The sequence below is a fragment of the Acidovorax soli genome (assembly GCF_014207955.1).
GTDB classification, from domain to species: Bacteria; Pseudomonadota; Gammaproteobacteria; order Burkholderiales; family Burkholderiaceae_C; genus Acidovorax; species Acidovorax soli_A.
On record NZ_JACHLK010000003.1, the window covers coordinates 397,944 to 417,926 of the forward strand.

Annotated in this window: 17 protein-coding genes and 1 pseudogene; 15 read left to right on the forward strand and 3 right to left on the reverse strand. The window is 63.8% G+C overall.

Features of this window, described 5'->3' with window-relative positions:
* Positions 1-426: 426 nt before the first annotated feature.
* On the forward strand, positions 427-2,235 hold the full coding sequence (gene ggt, locus HNP48_RS10510) for a gamma-glutamyltransferase (RefSeq protein ID WP_184856860.1): 1,809 nt from the start codon (positions 427-429) through the stop codon (positions 2,233-2,235).
* Between the two features lie 126 nt (positions 2,236-2,361).
* Here the strand turns inward: ggt and HNP48_RS10515 are convergent, their stop codons facing one another.
* The gene (locus HNP48_RS10515; protein ID WP_184856861.1) at positions 2,362-2,580 is read right to left on the reverse strand and encodes a hypothetical protein; all 219 of its coding nucleotides are present in this window, start codon (positions 2,578-2,580) and stop codon (positions 2,362-2,364) included.
* Positions 2,581-2,767: 187 nt separating this feature from the next.
* On the opposite strand from HNP48_RS10515, the gene HNP48_RS10520 reads away from it, so the two are divergent.
* Both HNP48_RS10520 and HNP48_RS10525 read left to right on the forward strand, forming a co-directional pair.
* Positions 2,768-4,393 (forward strand): sensor domain-containing diguanylate cyclase, encoded by a 1,626-nt coding sequence (locus HNP48_RS10520; protein WP_184856862.1) that lies wholly within the window; start codon positions 2,768-2,770, stop codon positions 4,391-4,393.
* 98 nt (positions 4,394-4,491) lie between these two features.
* Positions 4,492-4,710 (forward strand): annotated as a pseudogene (locus HNP48_RS10525) (gamma-glutamyltransferase); the annotation flags it as partial.
* Between the two features lie 103 nt (positions 4,711-4,813).
* On the opposite strand, the gene HNP48_RS10530 reads toward HNP48_RS10525, so the two are convergent.
* Positions 4,814-5,377, reverse strand: coding sequence for a hypothetical protein (locus HNP48_RS10530; protein ID WP_184856863.1), 564 nt, complete (start codon positions 5,375-5,377; stop codon positions 4,814-4,816).
* Between the two features lie 325 nt (positions 5,378-5,702).
* Positions 5,703-6,533 carry a hypothetical protein gene (locus HNP48_RS10535; RefSeq protein ID WP_184856864.1) on the reverse strand — a complete coding sequence of 277 codons (831 nt, stop codon included), beginning with the start codon at positions 6,531-6,533 and terminating at the stop codon, positions 5,703-5,705.
* 300 nt (positions 6,534-6,833) lie between these two features.
* On the opposite strand from HNP48_RS10535, the gene HNP48_RS10540 reads away from it, so the two are divergent.
* The 12 genes from HNP48_RS10540 (at position 6,834) to HNP48_RS10595 (ending at position 19,966) form a co-directional block, all read left to right on the forward strand.
* Complete coding sequence (locus tag HNP48_RS10540) at positions 6,834-8,159, forward strand: C4-dicarboxylate transporter DctA (RefSeq protein ID WP_184856865.1); 1,326 nt, start codon at positions 6,834-6,836, stop codon at positions 8,157-8,159.
* Entirely contained in the window at positions 8,156-8,869 is a 714-nt protein-coding gene (locus HNP48_RS10545; RefSeq protein ID WP_184856866.1) for a GntR family transcriptional regulator, read from the forward strand. The genes HNP48_RS10540 and HNP48_RS10545 overlap by 4 nt, the downstream gene beginning before the upstream one ends.
* Before the next feature lie 183 nt (positions 8,870-9,052).
* Positions 9,053-10,585, forward strand: a complete 1,533-nt coding sequence (locus HNP48_RS10550; protein WP_221480162.1) for an NCS1 family nucleobase:cation symporter-1 — start codon at positions 9,053-9,055, stop codon at positions 10,583-10,585.
* Positions 10,586-10,613: 28 nt separating this feature from the next.
* On the forward strand, positions 10,614-11,390 hold the full coding sequence (locus HNP48_RS10555; protein WP_184856867.1) for an aspartate/glutamate racemase family protein: 777 nt from the start codon (positions 10,614-10,616) through the stop codon (positions 11,388-11,390).
* Between the two features lie 45 nt (positions 11,391-11,435).
* The gene (locus HNP48_RS10560; protein ID WP_184856868.1) at positions 11,436-12,200 is read left to right on the forward strand and encodes a GntR family transcriptional regulator; all 765 of its coding nucleotides are present in this window, start codon (positions 11,436-11,438) and stop codon (positions 12,198-12,200) included.
* A 173-nt stretch (positions 12,201-12,373) separates the two neighbouring features.
* A complete protein-coding gene (locus HNP48_RS10565) occupies positions 12,374-13,861 on the forward strand; it encodes a nucleobase:cation symporter-2 family protein (RefSeq protein ID WP_184856869.1) in 1,488 nt (495 codons plus the stop codon).
* A gap of 242 nt (positions 13,862-14,103) precedes the next feature.
* A complete protein-coding gene (locus HNP48_RS10570; protein ID WP_184856870.1) occupies positions 14,104-14,805 on the forward strand; it encodes a hypothetical protein in 702 nt (233 codons plus the stop codon).
* A gap of 17 nt (positions 14,806-14,822) precedes the next feature.
* Entirely contained in the window at positions 14,823-16,532 is a 1,710-nt protein-coding gene (locus tag HNP48_RS10575; protein WP_184856871.1) for a phosphate ABC transporter substrate-binding/OmpA family protein, read from the forward strand.
* A 13-nt stretch (positions 16,533-16,545) separates the two neighbouring features.
* Positions 16,546-17,349 carry an ABC transporter permease gene (locus HNP48_RS10580; RefSeq protein WP_184856872.1) on the forward strand — a complete coding sequence of 268 codons (804 nt, stop codon included), beginning with the start codon at positions 16,546-16,548 and terminating at the stop codon, positions 17,347-17,349.
* 31 nt (positions 17,350-17,380) lie between these two features.
* Positions 17,381-18,217: an ABC transporter ATP-binding protein gene (locus tag HNP48_RS10585; protein WP_184856873.1), complete on the forward strand. Its 837-nt coding sequence runs from the start codon at positions 17,381-17,383 to the stop codon at positions 18,215-18,217.
* A complete protein-coding gene (locus tag HNP48_RS10590) occupies positions 18,214-19,107 on the forward strand; it encodes a hypothetical protein (protein ID WP_184856874.1) in 894 nt (297 codons plus the stop codon). Before HNP48_RS10585 ends, HNP48_RS10590 begins: the two co-directional genes overlap by 4 nt.
* Positions 19,108-19,114: 7 nt before the next feature.
* A complete protein-coding gene (locus tag HNP48_RS10595) occupies positions 19,115-19,966 on the forward strand; it encodes a hypothetical protein (protein ID WP_184856875.1) in 852 nt (283 codons plus the stop codon).
* Positions 19,967-19,983: the final 17 nt, after the last annotated feature.

Sequence of the window (19,983 nt, forward strand, 5' to 3'; positions counted from 1 at the left end):
CACGCCCGGCCCCACAACCGCCCCTATTGCCCCTATCCGCCCACCGCAGGCGGAGGACGGGCGAACAGCAAGGGGGCTTGCGTGGCACCATCAGATTGCGCCCCCGTGGACCTTTTTCGGGCTCCGCAACACCTCTAGAGTCATGGGCTTGCACCACTCTTCCTGGCCTTTCAGGACTGCGCAGCCATGACCTCCCCATCCCCGACCGATTCACCCGGCCCGCAACTTGCGTGGGTGCCCGCCTGCCGGCAGGGGATGACGCCCATGCACTGCGCGCATACCCAATCGGCATGACCCGCTGGCCTGCAGCGGCCCGGCCCCCTCTAAACTCACTCTGGGCTATTTCGCGCACCGGTTTCGCGCCGGTTCGCGGGCCTGACTTCCAAACCCAAATCCTACAGAGCAATAACCAAGGAGCACCTACCAATGAGCAGCAGCATCATCCGCCGCACCCTGCTGGCCAGCAGTGTCGCGCTGGCCCTGGCCAGCCTGACCGCTTGCGGCAGCACCACCCCGGCCGTCACGGCCAAGCCGGCCACCGCGCCGGTCGCCACGGTACAGCAGACGGCAGCCGCCCAGGCCGCCAGCGCCGCTTATGACTTCGACATGGATGTGTTCCACCCCGTGGTGGCGCGCAACGGCATGGTGGCCACCGAGCAGGAACTGGCCTCGCAAGTGGGCCTCGACATCCTGAAAGCCGGCGGCAACGCGGTGGATGCGGCCGTAGGCATCGGCTTTGCGCTGGCCGTGGCCCTGCCCAACGCGGGCAACCTGGGCGGCGGCGGCTTCATGATGGTGCACGACGCCAAGACCGGCAAGAGCGTGGCCCTGGACTTCCGCGAAGTGGCGCCCATCAAGGCCACGCGCGACATGTACCTGGACGACAAGGGCAATGTGGTGGACGGCAAGTCGCTGTTCACCCACTACGCCGTGGGCGTGCCTGGCACCGTGGCCGGCATGGAGCATGCGCTCAAGAGCTGGGGCACCCTGCCCCTGTCGCGCGTGATCGCACCGGCCATCGAGCTGGCGGACAAGGGCTTCCCCGTGAGCGAAACGCTCGCCAAGATTTTGCAGCAGGAAAAGAAGAACATGGGCAAGTGGCCCGCCACCCAGGCCATCTTCTGGAAGAACGGCGAGCCCCTGAAGGTGGGCGATGCGCTGGTGCAGAAAGACCTGGCCCAGTCCATGCGCCTGATCGGCCAGCAAGGCGCCAAGGCGTTCTACGAAGGCGAGATCGCCCAGAAGATCGCCGCCGAGATGGCACCGCACGCCGGCGCCATCAGCCTGCAGGACCTGCGCGAGTACAAGGTGGCCGAGCGCGTGCCCACGCGCGGCACCTACCGCGGCTATGAGATCGTGACCATGCCGCCACCCTCTTCCGGCGGCCCGCACCTGGTGCAGATTCTCAACATGCTGGAGCCCCTGCCCCTGGCCCAATGGGGCCCCAACAGCGCGCAGACCATCCACTACATGGCCGAGAGCATGAAGCTCGCATATGCCGACCGCTCCGAGTACCTGGGCGACCCGGACTTCGTGAAGATCCCGCTCAAGGGCCTGACCTCCAAGCGCTATGCCGAGTCGCTGGCCAAGGGCATCGACGCCAACACCGCGCGCAGCGGCAAGAGCATCAAGCCCGGCCAGCCCCAGCCGTATGAAAGCGACCAGACCACCCACTACTCGGTGGTGGACAAGGCCGGCAACGCCGTGGCCGTGACCTACACGCTGAACACCAACTTCGGCAGCGGCATCGTCGCCAAGGGCACGGGCATCTTGCTCAACAACGAGATGGACGACTTCTCGGCCAAGCCCGGAGTGGCCAATGCCTATGGCCTGGTCGGCGGCGACGCCAATGCGGTCGCCGCCAAGAAGCGCCCCCTGTCGTCCATGACGCCCACCCTGGTGCTCAAAGACGGCAAGCCCACCCTGGTGACCGGCAGCCCCGGCGGCGCCCGCATCATCACCACGGTGCTGCAGACGGTGGTGAACACCATCGACTTCGGCATGAACCCCGCCGAAGCCGCTGCCGCACCGCGCGTGCACCACCAATGGACGCCCGACGAGCTGCGCGTGGAAAAGGGCCTGTCGCCCGACACCCTGGCCCTGCTCAAGCAGCGCGGCCACAACATCGCGGTGAAGCCATCGATGGGGCGCACGCAGACGATCCAGCTGCGCGGTGGCGCGATGTACGGGTACTCGGATCCGCGCAATCCGGACGGGAAGACCTTGGGGTATTGATGCATGGCCTGACGGGCCCGCGCCGCAGGCCCGTCATGGTGATCCCTAGGGCAACAAGGCACCAACGAACAAAGGCCGCGCCCTGTGAGGGACGCGGCCTTTGTCTTTGTAGCGCCTGCGCCGGCTTTATCGCCTCATCAGGCCAGCCCAAAAATCATCACCGTAGCGGACGGCGCAGAACGCAAACACCAGGCAAAAGCCCATGGTGATCGCCAGCATCGGCAAAAAGCCGGAGAGCTTCCATCGAAAGCCCATATAGAAGCCCACGAGTCCACCAGCCAATGCGCCACAGACGAAGCGCACCACGGTTTCCAGCGGGTCATGTTCTTGCTTGGTACTGGACATTCGGATCACCCTCGCACTTCTCATTGCATGGCCGCATTTTGAGCGAATGCCTGATTCTGTCGCCTGTGCGCCCCCATCCAGTCATCCTGTAAGCTGCAGGACGCCGGGTACCTGCCATACTTGATCTGGTGTGGTTGATTTTCCTCTCCGTTGGCTTCACCTGACTCCCCTTTTGCGACAGCCCTGCATGCCTCCCACTCTCACGCCGTCCGCAAAACTGCTGCAACTGCTACCCGAAGCGGTGGTGCAGACCGATGCGCTGTGGGAGATCACGTACCTGAATCCGGCGTGGACAACGCTCACCGGCCATGCGGTGGAGGCAGCGCTCGGCAGGTCTCTGCTTGAATTTGTGCATCCCGGCGACATTGGCACCATGCGCTCGGGCATGCCGGTGTTCCGCTTGCGCTTTGCCGACGCGGACTATCGCTGGGTGCGTCTGCAACTCCACCCCGAGACGGATGCAGCGGAGCGGGTGATCAGCCGCCAGGGTGTGCTGATCGAAATCACCGAGGTCACCGAGCAGGTGCTGGTGGAGATTCGCCAGCGCTTTCTGCGCTTGCTGGAAACCATTGACGGCGTGGTGTGGGAGGCTGAAATCGGGGTGGGCAATACCTTTCTGAGCCCACAGGTCGAACGCTTGTTCGGCTACTCCGTCGAGGAGTGGCGGGCCGACCCGGGCTTCTGGCGAGCGCATGTGCATCCCGACGACCTGGAGGCGGCCTTGGTGATCGACGATGCCGCCTACAACGCCACGCACAGCCATGCCTACGAGATGAGCTACCGGCTGATTGCCAAGTCGGGCAAGGTGGTGTGGGTGCGCGACCTGTGCCGCGCAGTGGTCGAGCCAGGGCGGCCGAACCGCATGATCGGCCTGATGATCGACGTCACCCAGCAGAAGAACACCGAACTGGAGTTGTTGCGCTCCGAAAACCGCTATTCGCTGGCGACCCTCGGATCCAATGACGGCATCTGGTACTGGGACTTGCGAACGGACGCCCTGCATGTGTCCGGGCGCTTTCACCAGATCGTCGGGCTGGGTAGCGGCGATCATGTGCACGACGGCGGCTGGAGCTTTCTGGAGCAACTCATCGATCCCGAAGATCGCGTGCGCGTGCAGGCGGCCTACCGCAGGCATCTGTCGGGGAACAGCCCGAACTTTTCGGTGGATTTCCGCGCGTTCCACGCGGCTGGACGGCTGGTGTGGGTCAATTGGCGCGGGCTCGCCGAGTTTGAAGACGGCGTTGCGGTGCGCATGGCGGGCTCGTTGAGCGATCTGGCTGACCGTGGCAGCTCCTACGATGCGCTGACCAGCTTGCCCGGTCGGCCCTTGTTCCGCGATCGCCTCGCGAATCTCATGGCGCTGCAGCAGAACGAGGCTGCGAATGGTGATGGCGTGCCAACAACACGCGACAAAGCCACCATGTTCGCCGTGCTGCTGCTGGACCTCAACGGGTTCAAGGCCGTCAATGACAACTACGGGCACCATGTGGGCGACCGGCTGTTGCAGCAGGTGGCGCGGCGGCTCGAATCCTGCGTGCGGGCGGTTGACCTGGTCGCCCGCATGGGTGGCGACGAATTCAATGTGCTGTTGGAGTCCATTGATCCCGCTGAAGCCCGCAACCGCGCTCAACAGATCGCCGCCGCCCTCGCAGCGCCTTATGTGGTCGGCGAACACACCGTGATCAGTGGCGCGAGCATTGGACTTGTCAGCAGTGCATCCAGGCTGGCGACGGTGGACGACTACCTGCGTGCCGCGGACACCGCGATGTACCAGGCCAAAAGCCAGTCATTGGGCGTGTGCGTGTTTCAATAAAAGGTGTCAGAGACGACTTCCTGCGCGGCTGACGCATGGCTGCTCGTTTGACTCGTCCCCTTGTGGTCCGGACAGGGCATGGACCTGCCCCCGCCTAAGCCGCCGCTGCACCGCGTTTGCACCACCAGTGGACGCCCGATGAGCTGCGCGAGGAAAAGGGTTTGTCGCCCGACACCCCGGCATTGCTCAAGCAGCGCGGCCACAACATCGCGGTGAAGCCGTCGATGGGGCGCACGCAGACGATCCAGCTGCGTGGTGATGCGATGTATGGGTACTCGGATCCGCGCAATCCGGATGGGAATACGTTGGGGTATTGATGGAATAACTGATGAATGCGCCCTCTGGCGGGCGCCTATTCATCGGTTGGCAGTCAGGAGTCGAAGGCCGCGATACCTTACGGTGCGCGGTCTTTTTTTGCCTTCAACCCTCAAGCTTAGTCGTTGAAGGTAGGCTATTGGAGTGATTGACTATACCAAGTTTGTCGCGAAGTGCGTTGTCGCCCCAAGTTGCAGCCCACCTCTGAAATGTCCTTGGATTAGCTCGATTTCGAATATCTGGATGCACCACGCACAAGCCAGAATTCACGGCATCAACCCATTTTACTTTACAAGCCTCACCGCAGTAAACGACCGTCCTGGCACGCTGGATGAACGCTTTATTAATTTTATGCGCCTCCAATAGATACTTCAAATGCTTTGACTTTATAATCTTGGCACCGATCAAGTCGTAAGACGCATTCAAGAAGACTATACCATCCAAGCCAAGGATTTCAAAAAGACCGGATGGCGTCGAATAAGTCTTCTGAGCTGCAACCAAGTCAACGCCCAGCGAACGAAGCACATATTTACCCGAGCAATTCGAGGCAAGCTGCTGCTCCCATGTGGGTTTGCAGAACGGAATATTCGTAGCATCTGCTGGGAAAGGATCTTTACCGACAATGACGACTTGCAACCGCTTGGCATCGATGTTTTCAAGATATCTCATAAAAAAATAATTCAAGAGGAATCAATTTTTGTTACTTTAGCAAGTCACATAAATATTTTCAACCATAAACAAATTTCATTCACTTCACAGATAAAAAAGCACGCGACATTAAACGGTAATGTTTAATTTCCCACTCGAGATAACACCAATTTCAAATCAACCTATCTCAAGACGGGGAAATATAATTACAAATATACCAACGCAAGAATATAGATAACTGCCACGATTTAAAATTTTTTGACCTCCGGCAAATTCAATTAAGAAAGGAGCGGTTTTAACTTATCCCCACCCCATCCTACAGGAGTCACCATTCAAAAACAAATCCTTATCTAACAAGGAACTCCCGCTCCAGGTCCTTCATTTGATACACACGAACCACGGTCTTAAAAGAATACTCACTTGATATAGCCCGAATTCTCTCAGCAGTTTGCTCAATTCGCGCCAACCGTGCTTCGCTTTCCACATCCGTCACAACCGCAAGTATGAACTCAATATTTCCTCTGAGTTCGTCAGGCAAAGAATCCGAGAAGCGCTTCAGCCTCTCAAAATACTCATTCTGCATTTCATCCGGAAACATTCCTTGCCTAGTAAATCGCACTTCGGCAACAACAGCTCGATTAGAAACAGTCGCAACTGCATCGAAAACCGTGCGCTTCTGCCCCTTGATCGTTACATTTCTTTCAAAGCTAAGTCCAAGCTCCCTGGCGAGTTTCGCAACCACTAACTCTTCGGCGAGAATAGCATTACCTTGAAACGTACGACGAAGAGTCTCCGCTGCTGATATTTCAGGGACACTTCTTTCGGCAACAGAATTACTTCCATCGATGGACTCAGTTGGTGCCTCTGCACCCAAGCCATCTTGCTCAACCTTTATTTTCGCAAGTCTTTCATCACTTGATGCATTCTCAAAAAGCTCTTTAAATGTTTTATCATCCTTAAAATCGGTTGGCGCATAAAGAACATGATGTTTATTATACAAAACCCAAAAGAATATGCCAACAAGCACAATCGGAAATAGCATCAGGAACCAAATATAGGTTTCCTGCACTTCGCTCGCTAGGTGCGGAAGGATAAGCGTTCCACTAACTTCAGCAAGCGCAGCGAAGATAGCTACGACAGTAAGCGGATTTTTAACGTGCCCCACGTTTTCAAGCATCAAACTAACTCCTTGCCTTTGCGATTTATGCTCGAGCCATATGAAACCCTCAACTGGCTGTCGCCGTGTCCATAAAGTTCCCTGGATGCAGCCGAAGTTCAGCCATACGACCTAAAGTCACGCATTTCTTACTATGCAGACGGTCATAGAGTAGCAGCAACGCCTTAAAAAGCATTGCGGAAATTAGCTGATTCAAAGCAGTAGTACGGGCATACCCTCATACGCCCACGCCCCAACTTGCCTACAGTTCTTGTATGCAAGATTTGATTGCAAGACAGCTGAACTGAAGGAGACATAGGCATGCCCCGGTTTTTCAAATCCCTGTTCGGCCAGGTCGTCCTGGCCGTCATTCTTGGCGTGGTGGTGGGCCTGGTGTGGCCCGACACCGCAGTGGCCCTCAAGCCCCTGGGCGATGGCTTCATCAAGCTGATCAAGATGCTGATCCCGCTGATCGTGTTCTGCGTGGTGGTGCATGGCATCGCGGGCACGGGGGACCTGAAGCGGGTGGGCCGGGTGGGGGTGAAGTCGCTGATCTACTTCGAGGTGGTGACCACCGTGGCGCTGGTGCTGGGCCTGGTGCTGGCCTTTGTGTTCCAGCCCGGCGTGGGCATGAATGTGGACCCCAAGGCGCTGGACCCCAAGGCCATGGGCGCCTATGTGGAGAACGCGGGCAAACTGACGGGGGGTGGGTTCACAGAGTTCTTGCTCAAGCTGATTCCCAACACGGCAGTCAGTGCGTTTGCCAATGGCGATGTGCTGCAGGTGCTGCTGTTCTCCATTGTGTTCGGCTGTGCCCTGGCCATGCTGGGTGAGCGCGGGGCGCGGGTGACGGTGCTGATCGAGGACCTGTCGCACGTGCTGTTCAAGACCATGGGCATCATCATCAAGCTGGCGCCGCTGGGCGTGCTGGGCGCGATTGCCTTCACGGTGGGCAAGTACGGTATCGGCTCGCTCAAGCAGCTGGGCATGCTGGTAGTGCTGTTCTATGCGGCGGTGGTGATCTTTGTGGTGGTGGTGCTGGGCACGATCATGCGGGTATCGGGCTTCAGCCTGTTCAAGCTGCTGCGCTACCTGCGCGAAGAACTGGCGGTGGTGTTTGCCACCACCTCGTCGGACAGCGTGCTGCCGCAGATCATGGCCAAGCTCAAGCACATGGGCATTCGCGATTCGACGGTGGGGCTGGTGATCCCCACGGGCTACTCGTTCAACCTGGACGCGTTTTCGATCTACATCACGCTGGCGGCGGTGTTCATTGCGCAGGCGACCAACACGCCGATCTCGATGGCGGACCTGTTGACCATTCTGGCGATCTCGCTGGTCACGTCCAAAGGCGCGCATGGGGTGCCGGGCTCGGCCATCGTGGTGCTGGCAGCCACGCTGCAGGCGATTCCGGCCATTCCGGCGATTGGCCTGGTGCTGGTGCTGTCGGTGGACTGGTTCATGGGCATTGCCCGCGCCCTGGGCAACCTGATCGGCAACTGCGTGGCCACGGTGGCGATTGCCGCGTGGGAGGGCGATATCGACCGCAGCCGGGCCCATGCGGTGCTGGACGGACAGGATGTGGAGCCCATCGAGCCCGCCCCTGACATGGCCGCCCCCCAAGTGGCGCCACAATCGGCCGCATGAGCACCCCCACCCCTTCGCCCAGCAGCCAGACCCAGATCGCCCAGCAGGTGGTCGAATCCATCCTGGCCCAGAAGCTTGCCCCCGGCGAGCGCCTGGGTGAGCAGGAGCTGGCCGATCTGTTCGGCGTGAGCCGCACCCTGGTGCGCGAGTCGCTGATGCAGTTGCAGGCGCGCGGCTTTGTGGAGGTGCGCCCGCGCCGGGGCTGGTATGTGGTGGAACCTTCGGTGGAAGACGCGCGCGACGCCTTCTCGGCCCGGCGCATCATCGAGTCGGGCATATTGGCCGACGCGGGGCGGCCGCTGCAGGCGGTGACACCCCGGCTGCGCGCCCACATTGCCGAGGAGCAGCAGGCCATCGAGGGGGCAGACGCGGCCACGCGCGCCTTTTTGCTGGCGGACTTCCACGTGTGCCTGGCCGAGACCATGGGGCACCGCACGCTGAGCGACATCCTGCGCGACCTGACGGCGCGCACCACGCTGGCGGCATCGCTCTACCAGTCGCGGCACGAGGCCAGCCAGTCGTGCGCGGAGCACGAGGCGATTGTCGAGGCGCTGGAAGCCGGCGACACGGCCCTGGCGCGCGAGCGGCTGGTGGCGCACATCGGGCATGTGGAGTCGGCCCTGAACCCGGACCAGCCGCTGGTGCGCGACCGGCTGCGCGATTCGCTGAGCCCGCTGGCGCAAAGCACACGCTCAGGGACGGACGGCTAAGCGCCCTCCCCCCAACCTTCTTACCCCCTCACTGCCGCCCCGGCCCCCAAGGCCCGGGCGGCTTTGTTTTGCGCGCGCGGCGAGCACTCCGGGTAAACCCCAGGCATTTCCCGGTCAGGCGGTGTTTTATTGCATCCATTTTTTGTATACAAATATAGGGTGCAAACTTCAACCAGGCCGCAGATGCCTGGAACCCGTCCTTTTCCACACGAGGAGACACCCGTGAACACAGCCGTCAGCAGTAGCAGCACACCGATAGCAGCCGGGGGCACCCAGCCCGCCGGGCCGCACCATGGCAATGCCTTGATCAAGCCGGGCTACGACCCGCGCCTGACCAATGAGGATCTGGCGCCGCTCAAGCGCCAGACCTGGGGGCAGTACAACATCTTTGCTTTCTGGATGTCCGACGTGCACAGCGTGGGCGGCTACATCACGGCGGGCAGCTTGTTTGCCTTGGGCCTGTCGAGCTGGCAGGTGCTGGTGGCGCTGCTGGTGGGCATCGTGATCGTGCAGTTCTTCTGCAACCTGGTGGCCAAGCCCAGCCAGGTGACGGGCACGCCCTACCCGGTGATCTGCCGCGCGTCGTTCGGGGTGCTGGGGGCCAACATACCGGCCATCATCCGCGGGCTGATCGCGGTGGCGTGGTACGGCATCCAGACCTACCTGGCGTCGGGCGCCTTCCTGCTGCTGGCGCTGCACTTCTTTCCCCACCTGGCGCCGTATGCCGACGTGGCGCAGCACGGCTTTGCCGGGCTGTCCAGCCTGGGCTGGGTGGCGTTCATGGTGATGTGGGTGCTGCAGGCGCTGGTGTTCTGGCACGGCATGGAGGCGATCCGCAAGTTCATCGACTGGGCGGGCCCTGCCGTGTACGTGGTGATGGCCGTGCTGTGCGGCTGGCTGGTGTGGAAGGCGGGCTGGAAGAACATCGACCTGAACCTGGGCGGCGTCAAGTTCCAGGGCTGGGATGCACTGCCGGTGATGCTGTCGGCCATTGCGCTGGTGGTGAGCTATTTCAGCGGGCCCATGCTGAACTTTGGCGACTTCTCGCGCTACGGCAAGAGTTTTGACGCGGTGAAGAAGGGCAACTTCTGGGGCCTGCCGGTGAACTTCGTGTTCTTCTCGCTGCTGACGGTGGTGACCACCGCGGCCACGCTGCCCGTGTTCGGCGAGCTGATCACCGACCCGGTGCACACCGTGAGCAAGATCGACAGCACCACGGCCGTGGTGCTGGGCGCGCTGACCTTCATGATCGCCACGGTGGGCATCAACATCGTGGCCAACTTCGTGTCGCCGGCGTTCGACTTTTCCAACGTGGCGCCGCAGCACATCAGTTGGCGCACGGGCGGCATGATCGCCGCCGTGGGCTCGATCTTCATCACGCCCTGGAACCTGTATGCCAACCCCGAGGTGATCCACTACACGCTGGACGTGCTGGGCTCGTTCATCGGGCCGCTGTTCGGCATCCTCATCGCCGACTACTACATCGTGCGCCGCCAGCAGGTGGACGTGGATGCCCTCTACACCATGAGCAAGCAGGGCGCCTACTGGTACAGCAAGGGCTACAACCCGCGCGCCGTGTGGACCATGGTGCCCTCGGCGCTGATCCCCATTCTGTGCGTGATCGTGCCCACGCTGCGGCCCGCGGCCAACTATGCCTGGTTCATCGGCATGGGGCTGGGCTTCGTGATCTACGTGGCATTGAACCGAAAAAACTGAACGCAACCGAGAAAGAGAGAACCGAGCCGTGCGCATCAAGATCATCAACCCCAACACCACCTGGAGCATGACCGAGAAGATCGGGGCCTGCGCGCGCGCCGTGGCGCGGCCGGGCACCGAGGTGGTGGCGGTGAGCCCCGCCATGGGGCCGGCCTCCATCGAGAGCCACTACGACGAGGCGCTGGCCGTGCCCGGCCTGCTGCAGGAGATTGCGGCCGGCGAGCGCGACGGGGTGGACGGCTACGTGATCGCCTGCTTTGGCGACCCGGGCCTGAAGCCCGCCCGCGAGCTGGCACGCGGCCCCGTGGTGGGCATTGCCGAGGCGGCCATGCACCTGGCCAGCATGGTGGGTGCGCGCTTTTCGGTGGTGACCACGCTGGGCCGCACCATGGGACAGGCCTGGCACCTGGCCGAGATCTACGGCATGCAGCGCTTTTGCGCCAATGTGCGCGCCTGCGAGCTGCCGGTGCTGGAGCTGGAGGTGCCCGGATCGAACGCGCGCGAACGCATCACCGACGAATGCCGCCGCGCCCTGGCCGAAGACGGCTGCGACACCCTGGTGCTGGGCTGCGCCGGCATGGCGGACCTGTGCGAGCACATTTCGCAGACCCTGGGCGTGCCGGTGATCGACGGCGTGGCGGCCGCCACGTCGATGGTGGAATCGCTGGTGCTGTTGGGGCTTCGCACCAGCAAGCACGGCGAGCTGGCGCGCCCACTGCCCAAGGCCATGGCCGGGGCGTTGGCGGGCTTTGCACTGCCGCCCGTGGCGGTGGTGCCGACAGCACGCATATCCCGCGCGGCCTGAGGCTTGCTTCGCGGCGGCCGGCGAATCACGCCACAATTGGACCCCATGCCCCGCGCCCGCACGAGCCCCAAAGCCCTTCCCGCCGACTTGGCACCAGACACCGAGCCCACGCCCGACACAGCGGCGGACGGGCGCCTGGCCTCCACCGAGAGCATTGCCCAGGACCTGGCCACCGCCATCGTTGAAAAGCGCCTGCCGCCCGGCACCTGGCTGCGCGAGGAGGCACTGGGCCGCGTCTACACCGTGAGCCGCACCAAGATCCGCGCGGCGCTGGTGATGCTGTCCAAGGACAAGCTGATCGAGATCATCCCCGACAAGGGCGCCTTCGTGAGCCGGCCCAGCGTGCAGGAGGCGCGCGAGGTGTTCAGCGTGCGCCGCGTGCTGGAGGCCGAGGTCGTGCGCCTGTTCATCGCCAGCGCCACGCCGGCCGATTACCAGATGCTGGAGCAGCACATCCGCTTCGAGCGGGCGGCGCTGCGCGAGAGCACGACCACGGGCCGCGTGCGCGAAAAGCTCTTGGGCGACTTCCACGTGGTGCTGGCCGAGGCCGCCGGCAACCAGACCCTGGCCCAGCTGGTGCGCGACCTGGTGGCGCGCAGCTCGCTGATCGCCATGCTGTACGACTCGTCGAACGACCCGCACTGCTCGTCGGAGGAGCATGCGGACTTTCTGGCGCTGTGCAAGACCGGTGACGTGGCCGCCGCCGTGGCCAGCATGACGGAGCACCTGGAGCGCATCGAGGCCAATCTGGCGCTGGACAACGGGCGGCCGGACCGGCAACTGGACCTCGTCAAGGCCCTGCTGGCTTGACCCCCACGCGCGGTTGACTGCTGCGCGCCCCTCCCCCATCCGAAACGCTCCCTAGGGTTTACCGGGATAAGGTTGTCGCCATGTTGTGTATACACTTTTTGTATGGATGGTTGTACACGGAAGATGGATACCGTCCGCTATCCCCAACAATGAACCCCTGAAGGAGCCCTCCCATGTCCACCTCCGTGCACCCCGTGGATGAACAACTGCCCATAGGGCGCCTTGGGGCGCTGGGCCTGCAGCATGTGCTGGTGATGTATGCGGGGGCCGTGGCGGTGCCGCTGATCGTGGGGCGGGCGCTGAACCTCACGCCCGACCAGGTGGCCAAGCTGATCTCGGCCGATCTGTTCGTCTGCGGCCTGGTGACGCTGATCCAGGCGCTGGGGGCCACGCGCTGGTTCGGCATCCAGCTGCCGGTGATGATGGGGGTGACGTTTGCCTCGGTGGCGCCCATGGTGTCCATGGCGCAGAGCACGGGTGGCACGGCGGGGGCGGGGCTGATCTTCGGCTCGGTGATCGGGGCGGGGGTAATCTCGATCGCCATCGCGCCGCTGGTCAGCCGCATGCTGCGCTTTTTTCCGCCAGTGGTCACGGGCACCATCATCGCGGTGATCGGCATCAGCCTGATGCGCGTGGGCATCAACTGGATCTTCGGCAACCCGGTGGGCCCCACGGCGCCCAATGTGGTGAACCCCGAGCACATCAAGTGGCTGACCGAGGCGCAGTCGGCCGCCGGCGCCCCGGGCTCCTCGCTGCCGCCGGTGCCCAAGGGCTTTGCCGTGGTGCCCACGGTACCCAACCCGCGCTATGCGGATCTGACGGGCGTGGGCATCTCGGCCCTGGTGCTGGTGTCCATTTTGCTGATTGCCAAGTTCGCCAAGGGCTTCATCGCCAACATCTCGGTGCTGCTGGGCATTGTGATCGGCGGCGTGGTGGCGGCGGCCATGGGGCTGATGACCTTCGACAAGGTGGGCAAGGCCGACTGGTTCGACCTGGTGCTGCCCTTCGAGATCGCGCTGCCGGTGTTCGACCCCATCCTGATCCTGACCATGACGCTGGTGATGATCGTGGTGATGATCGAGTCGACCGGCATGTTTCTGGCGCTGGGGGACATGACGGACCGCAAGATCGAGCAGGACGACCTGACCCGCGGCCTGCGCACCGACGGCCTGGGGACGCTGCTGGGCGGTGTGTTCAACACCTTCCCGTACACCAGCTTCTCGCAGAACGTGGGCCTGGTGGCGGTGACGGGCGTGAAGAGCCGCTTTGTCTGCGTGGCCGGCGGCGTGATCCTGATCGTGCTGGGCGTGCTGCCCAAGATGGCGGCGCTGGTGGAGTCGCTGCCCACCATGGTGCTGGGCGGTGCCGGGCTGGTGATGTTCGGCATGGTGGCGGCCACGGGCATCCGCATCCTGGGCGGGGTGGATTTCCGCAACAACCGCTTCAACGCCATGATCGTCGCCGTCTCCATCGGCGTGGGCATGATCCCGCTGATCGCGCCCAACTTCCGCCAGTGGATGCCGCACGCCATCCATCCGCTGATCGAGTCGGGCATTCTGCTGGCCTCGATCACGGCGGTGGCGCTCAATGTGTTCTTCAACGGTGCACGCGGCGATACCTCGGCCGTCATCAACGCTGCCCGCCAGGCCGACGCGCACTGACCCGTTGGCACCCCCAAAAAAGAGGGCCCCCGGCTGACCGCCGGGGGCCTTTTTTGCTTGGGGGCGCCGCCCGTGCAAAAAAAGTCCATGCAACACCGATGGAAAAGCGGGTACCTCCCTGGCGGGTCCTTCCCCCTCTGAAGCGTGGCATCGGACACACTTTGCAGGCGCGCAACTTGCACGGGTGCAAGCTCGCGTACCGTGCAGTACGTTACATTGATTGCTCCTTTGCGAGGAATCCCATGCGCACGAAATTCAGCAAGATGTTGGCGGCCACCGGGCTTGTGACGCTCGACCCGGAGGACCACGCCCAGGACGACACGCCTGCCGAAGCCTATTCCGAGCCCGAGCCCCAACCGGAGCCGGAACCCGCGCCCGCGCCTGTGGCGGCGCCACAGCCCGTGCTGGCACCCGAGCAAAGCGTGGTGGCAGAGCAAAAGGACTTTGCCGACCTGTACCGCGAGGCCAATGTGCCCATGGTGGCCTATACCGCCGAGAAGCTGCTCAAGCTGATGGCAGGGCTGGAGAGCATGCCCATGGAGGTGCGCAAGCAGGCCGTGCGCGCCATGGACGAGGCCGACGACAGCTGGACGGTGGACGATTCCGTGCTGGACGCGCAACGCAAGGTGAAGGCGCTGGCCATCGCCAAGCAGAAAATCGCCCAGCAAGTGGCTTCCGCACTGCAAAATGCGGACCGGGAGATCGCGGCCATCCAGGCCGAAGAGCAGGACAAGAGCGCGCAGGTGCGCAAGCAGATCGCCGAGCTGACGGCGCTGCTGGACCGCGGCGTGGCGCGTGCCGCGCAGCAGATGGCCGATGTGCGCGCGGCCGCCAAGACGAACCAGGAGGCGGGGGACAGGGAGTCGGCCCGGCTCGATGCGGAGATGAACCGCCTCGGCCAGATCGTCATCACGTTCTCCGGTGGTTCACCGATTCAAAAATAAATAACAGGAGTAGAGCAATGCAACTGACTGGTCTGGGCAAGGCGCTGATCGCGGTCATCGTCGTGGGGGCTGCCGGTTCCGTTCTGTGGAACATGGGCGGCAAGATGTGGGTGCAGGACAAGCTCGGCAAGACCGAGGCCTCGCACGAGGTGGCCAACCAAAGCAGCGGCTCGGCGCCTGCCGTGGTGGCCGGCAACAACAGCGCGCCCTCGGCTCCGGCAGCCGCCGCACCCAAGGGCGGGGCCCTGGGTTCGCCCGGCAACCCGCTCAAGGTCAGCATCGTGAGCTTTCACGGCTATGCGCCGGCCCTGGTGGCCAACGGCAACAGCCTGAAAACGCAGCCGGGCTCGATCTTCCAGAAGGCCGGGGTGAACGTGGAGTTCATCATCCAGGACGACATTCCCACGCTGACCACCATCTTCGAGAGCAACACCGCGCAGTGCGCGTGGCGCACCTCGGACTTCTGGGCGCAGGAGCAGCCCAACCTGATCAACACCAAGCTCGATGGCCGCGCCATCATGATCGTGGACAACACCCAGGGCGCCGATGCGGTGATCGCGCGCGACCCGGAGATCAAGCGCATCGAGGACCTGGTGGGCAAGAAGGTGGCGCTGCTCAAGTACACGCCCTCGCACGGCCTGTTCATCAACGCCATCAATAACTCCAGCCTGAGCGCCAAGCAAAAGGCCAATGTGCTGGACCGCGTGGTCTACATCAACGCCGACGAGGGCACGCCCGGCGTGCGCGCGGCCTTTGCCGCCGGCAGCGTGGACGCGGCCGTGCTGTGGGACCCGGACCTGTCGCTGGCCGTCAAGTCCACCCCCGGCGCGCGCGTGGTGTACTCCACCAAGGTGGCCACCAACCTGATCTACGACGTGATGGTGTGCAACCAGAAGCTGCTGCAGGACCCGGCCAACCAGCAGGCCTTCCAGGGCTTCGTCAAGGGCTGGATGGACGGCGTGACCGCCGCCCGCGCCAACCCAGCGGGTGCAGCCGAGGCGCTGGTGCGCACCGAGCCTTTCTTTGACCAGCTGGCCAAGAAGGAAGGCATGCCCTTCATCAGCAGCCTGTTCTCCAACCTGGTGTGGACGGGGCTGGACGACAACGCCCGCATTCTGGGCCTGGCGGGCGACACCAACCACTATGAGCGCGTGTACCGCGAGTTCGACGCGATCTACCGCGCCGCCGGCTCGCTGGCCAACCCGAACTCGCCCGTGGTCTCGCCGCAGAACTCGTTCGACTACCGCTTCATCAACGCCCTGCTCAAGGACAACCAGGCCGCACGCGCTGCCGCTGCCAAGCCCGAGTTCACCTTCGACACGGCCGGCATGCAAAAGGCCGAAGCCCGCCCCGCCGCGCTGACCAAGCCGGTGAGCGTGAACTTCCCCGTGGGCCAGGCCGAGCTGACCAAGAAGGCGCAGGAGGTGATCGACACCCAGGTGGTGCCCTTCATCAACAGCAATGGCTCGGCGTACTTCGAGATCTCGGGCAACACCGATTCGACCGGCAGTGCGCAGGCCAACCAGCGCCTGTCCAAGGCGCGTGCCGATGCAGTGACCAAGTACGTGGTGACGCAGTGGGAGATCCCCGCCGCGCGCTTCAAGGTGGTGGGCAATGGCTCGAACAACCCGATCTGCAACGAAGCCAACCCCGGCGCGCTGGAGGTGGACCTGGACACCTGCCGCCAGATGAACCGCGCCACGCGCATCGCCGTGCTGGCCCGCTGAGGGAGCGGCAGCGATGGCGCATTTCTGGAACCCCAGCCACCCGATCGCGCCCCAGACCCAGCGCATGCTGGGCGTGGGCGCCGTGGTGGCGGTGCTGGTGGCCTGGGCGCTGGTGAGCGCCTCGGGTCTGGTCAGCTCCAACCGCCTGCCCGCCCCCTGGGAGGTGGCCACGGCCTTCTACCGCCTGGCCTGGGACCCGGTGCGCCAGGAAAGCCTGCTCCTGACCTCGGTGCTGTGGTCGGGCGGGCGCCTGGTGGTGGCCGGCATCCTGGTGATCCTGATCGGTCTGCCCATCGGCATCCTGATGGGGGCATCGCCGCGCATCAATGCCACGCTGTCGCCGCTGATCGACCCGTTCCGCTCGGCGCCCATCGTGGCGCTGCTGCCCATCATGGTGATGTGGTTCGGCATTGGCGAAGAGATGAAGATCTTCTTCCTGTTCTCGGGCGCCGTGGTCTACCTGATTCCGCTGGTGCGCGATGCGATCCGCTCGGTGCCGCAGTCGTACTGGGTGAGCGCGCGCGACCTGGGCGCCACGCCGTGGGAGTGCATACGCCGCGCAGTGATCCCCATGGCCATGCCGCGCATCGTGGACGGCATCATCATTGCGGTGTCGGTGATGTGGACCTACATCACCGTGGCCGAGTACGTGAACGCCAAGGAGGGCCTGGGCCAGTTGATCCAGAACGCGCGCCGCTTCTCGGCCATGGACCAGGTGTTCGCGGGCATCATCACCATCATCGCGCTGGCGCTGATCACGCACCGGCTGATGACCTGGGCCAAACGCAAGATGTTCCCGTGGGAAAGCACGGTGTGATCGCCCTGAGACCCCATACAACAAGCCAAGCATGACATCGAGCCCTGTGAGCATTTCCATCCAGATGACCGGCATCGTGCAGGAGTACCCTGCCGCCAACGGCCGGGGCGTGCTGCGCGTGATCGACGGCATCGACCTGCACCTGGAAAACCCCAGCATCAACATGCTGCTGGGCCCCTCGGGCTGCGGCAAATCGACGCTGATGCGCATGATGGGCGGGGTGCGCCCGTTCAATGTGAAGACGCCCACCCAGGGCCGGGTGGAGATCGACGGCAAGGAGTGCCTGGACCAGCACGACGATGCGGTGACGGTGTTCCAGCAGTATGCCAACCGGCCCGACCTGACGGTGTGGGACAACGTGGCGTTCCCGTTCACGCTCAAGCTCTGGAAAGGGCGCATCAGCCCGGCCGAGGTGAAAGAGCGTGTGGACACCATCCTCGCCGCCGTGGGCCTGGCCGACAAGAAGGCCATGCGCCCGGCACAGCTCTCGGGCGGGCAGAACCAGCGCGTGGCGCTGGCGCGTGCGCTGGTGCTGCGCCCGCGCATTCTGCTGATGGACGAGCCCTTTGGCGCACTGGACCCGCAGACGCGCGAGGAGATGCAGCGCCTGCTGCTGGCACTGTGCAAGGCCAACCCCTGCCTGGTGGTCTTCGTCACGCACGACGTGAGCGAGGCCCTGGCGCTGGGCGACCGGGTGATCGTGCTGTCGCCCCAGCCCGCCAAGATTGCCGATGACTTCATGATCCACGCCGAGCACCCGCGCTCGGAGGCCTGGGCGCGCTCGACCGAGACCCTGCGCATGCAGGACCGCATCCTCACGTCGCTGCGCGACGCCAAGGGCCATGGCCAGATCACGCTGAGCGTATGAAATTCGCCCCGGGCGAACGGGAAGAGCCCCCCTACATCCAGGAGTTTTTGACCAGCAAGTGGAACGTCACGGCCTCGCTGGGCGCGGCGGCGCTGGCGGTGCTGGCCTCGTTTCCCTACGGGCTGCCAGGCTTCATCTTCGTAGGCACGGCCTATGCGGCCGTGGAGGGCCTGGCCTTGCTCTACGTGCCGGGCATGTCCACCTTCCGCTACAGCGTGCGGCGCAAGTACGCGGCCATGCGCTACCAGGCGCAGATCGACAGCCTGCTCAAGGAGCTGGAGAGCCGCGGCCAGTGTGACCCCACCTCCAAGCGCATGCGCGTGTACCTGCAGACGCTGGAGCGCATCGATGCGCTGGAGCGCATGGTCAAGGCCCGCACCTGCGCGCTGAGCGTGGAAGACATCGACCGCCTGAAAGACGTGACGCGCGACTACCTGGCGCGCTGGCTGGCCATTGTGAGCGCCAACGAGCGCCAGAGCCAGCTGAGCCGCAAGGAGATCGCCGACCGCCTGCGCAGCGTGGAAGACCAGTTGGCCGCCACCACCGACGAGCGCGAGCGCCGCCAGCTGCTGCAGGCAAAGAAGGACTACCAGCGCCTGCTGGAGAGCAGCAGCCGCCTGAGCAGCCGCATGTTCGCCATCGAAGCGGCCATGGTCTCCATGCCGGACATCATCGAAGAAGTGTTCCAGCAGGCCGTCTCCATGCCCATGGCCAGCGATGCCTCGGCCCGGCTGCGCGAGAGCGTGGACCGCCTGGCCATCGAAGAGAACCTGGAAGCCGATATCAGCGAGGAGCTGGACACCATCGGCGTGCATGTGCCCAGCCCTGCTGCGGCCAAGGCCAGCGCCGCACCCGCGGCACCCCGCCCCGTTGCCCAATCCGTGAAATGAGGCCCCGATGACCACCACCGTACAGAAGTCCCATTTGCAGACGCTCGTCGATTTCGACGAGTACACGCGCCTGATGGAGGCATCGCTCAAGGCCGCCATCGTGTCCGACGAGCCGGGCAAGCTGGTGCGCTTTTTTGCGCGCTACATCGCCTGGAACGGCTATTTCGGCTGCAGCGTGGCCTCGCTGGCCGGCAAGATCGGGTGCGCGCGCCATCTGTTCACCGACCCGGCCGAGCCCTTTCTGCCCGCGGCCGACCGCAACGTGCTGGTGGCCAGCTACATCTTCGATGCGGCGCGCGACGAGTTCGACGACCACTCCACGCGCGCCCGCGACCCGCACCGCAGCCTGGCGCAGGCCTTTCTCAAGGGCATCGTGCAGACCACCATGCCCGGGGCCGACCTGGCCACGGTGAATGCGCTGGCGGCCGAGCCCGCCTGGCTCAAGGTGCTGAACCAGGGCGTGCTGCGCGGCTACGGCGGCGGCCAGCCGGACACGCTGGATGCCATCTTCCACGCCATGGGCTACCACCTGGGCAGCGAGCTGCTGGCCGACCGCGAGTTCACCGTGATCGGCGCCACGCTGCGCGAGGCCGGCGGCAACCTGGCCGAGCGCCTGTTCCACGCCGAGGTGGACATCGGCGGCACCCGGCACAAGGCCCTGTCCTGGGTGGGCATCCACTCGGGCGAAGGCGGTGCCGTCGAGGCCGACCACTTCGAATGGGCCACCCAGGGCGTGAACGCCGCCTTTGCCTACATCCCCCCCGCCCAGCATGCCGCCATGCTGGCCCAGGTGGAGCAGGGCTTCGTCGCCTTCGCCCAGGACCACCGCACCTTCTTCGACAACGTCAACAACAGCTAAGCTTCAGCAAGGAAACC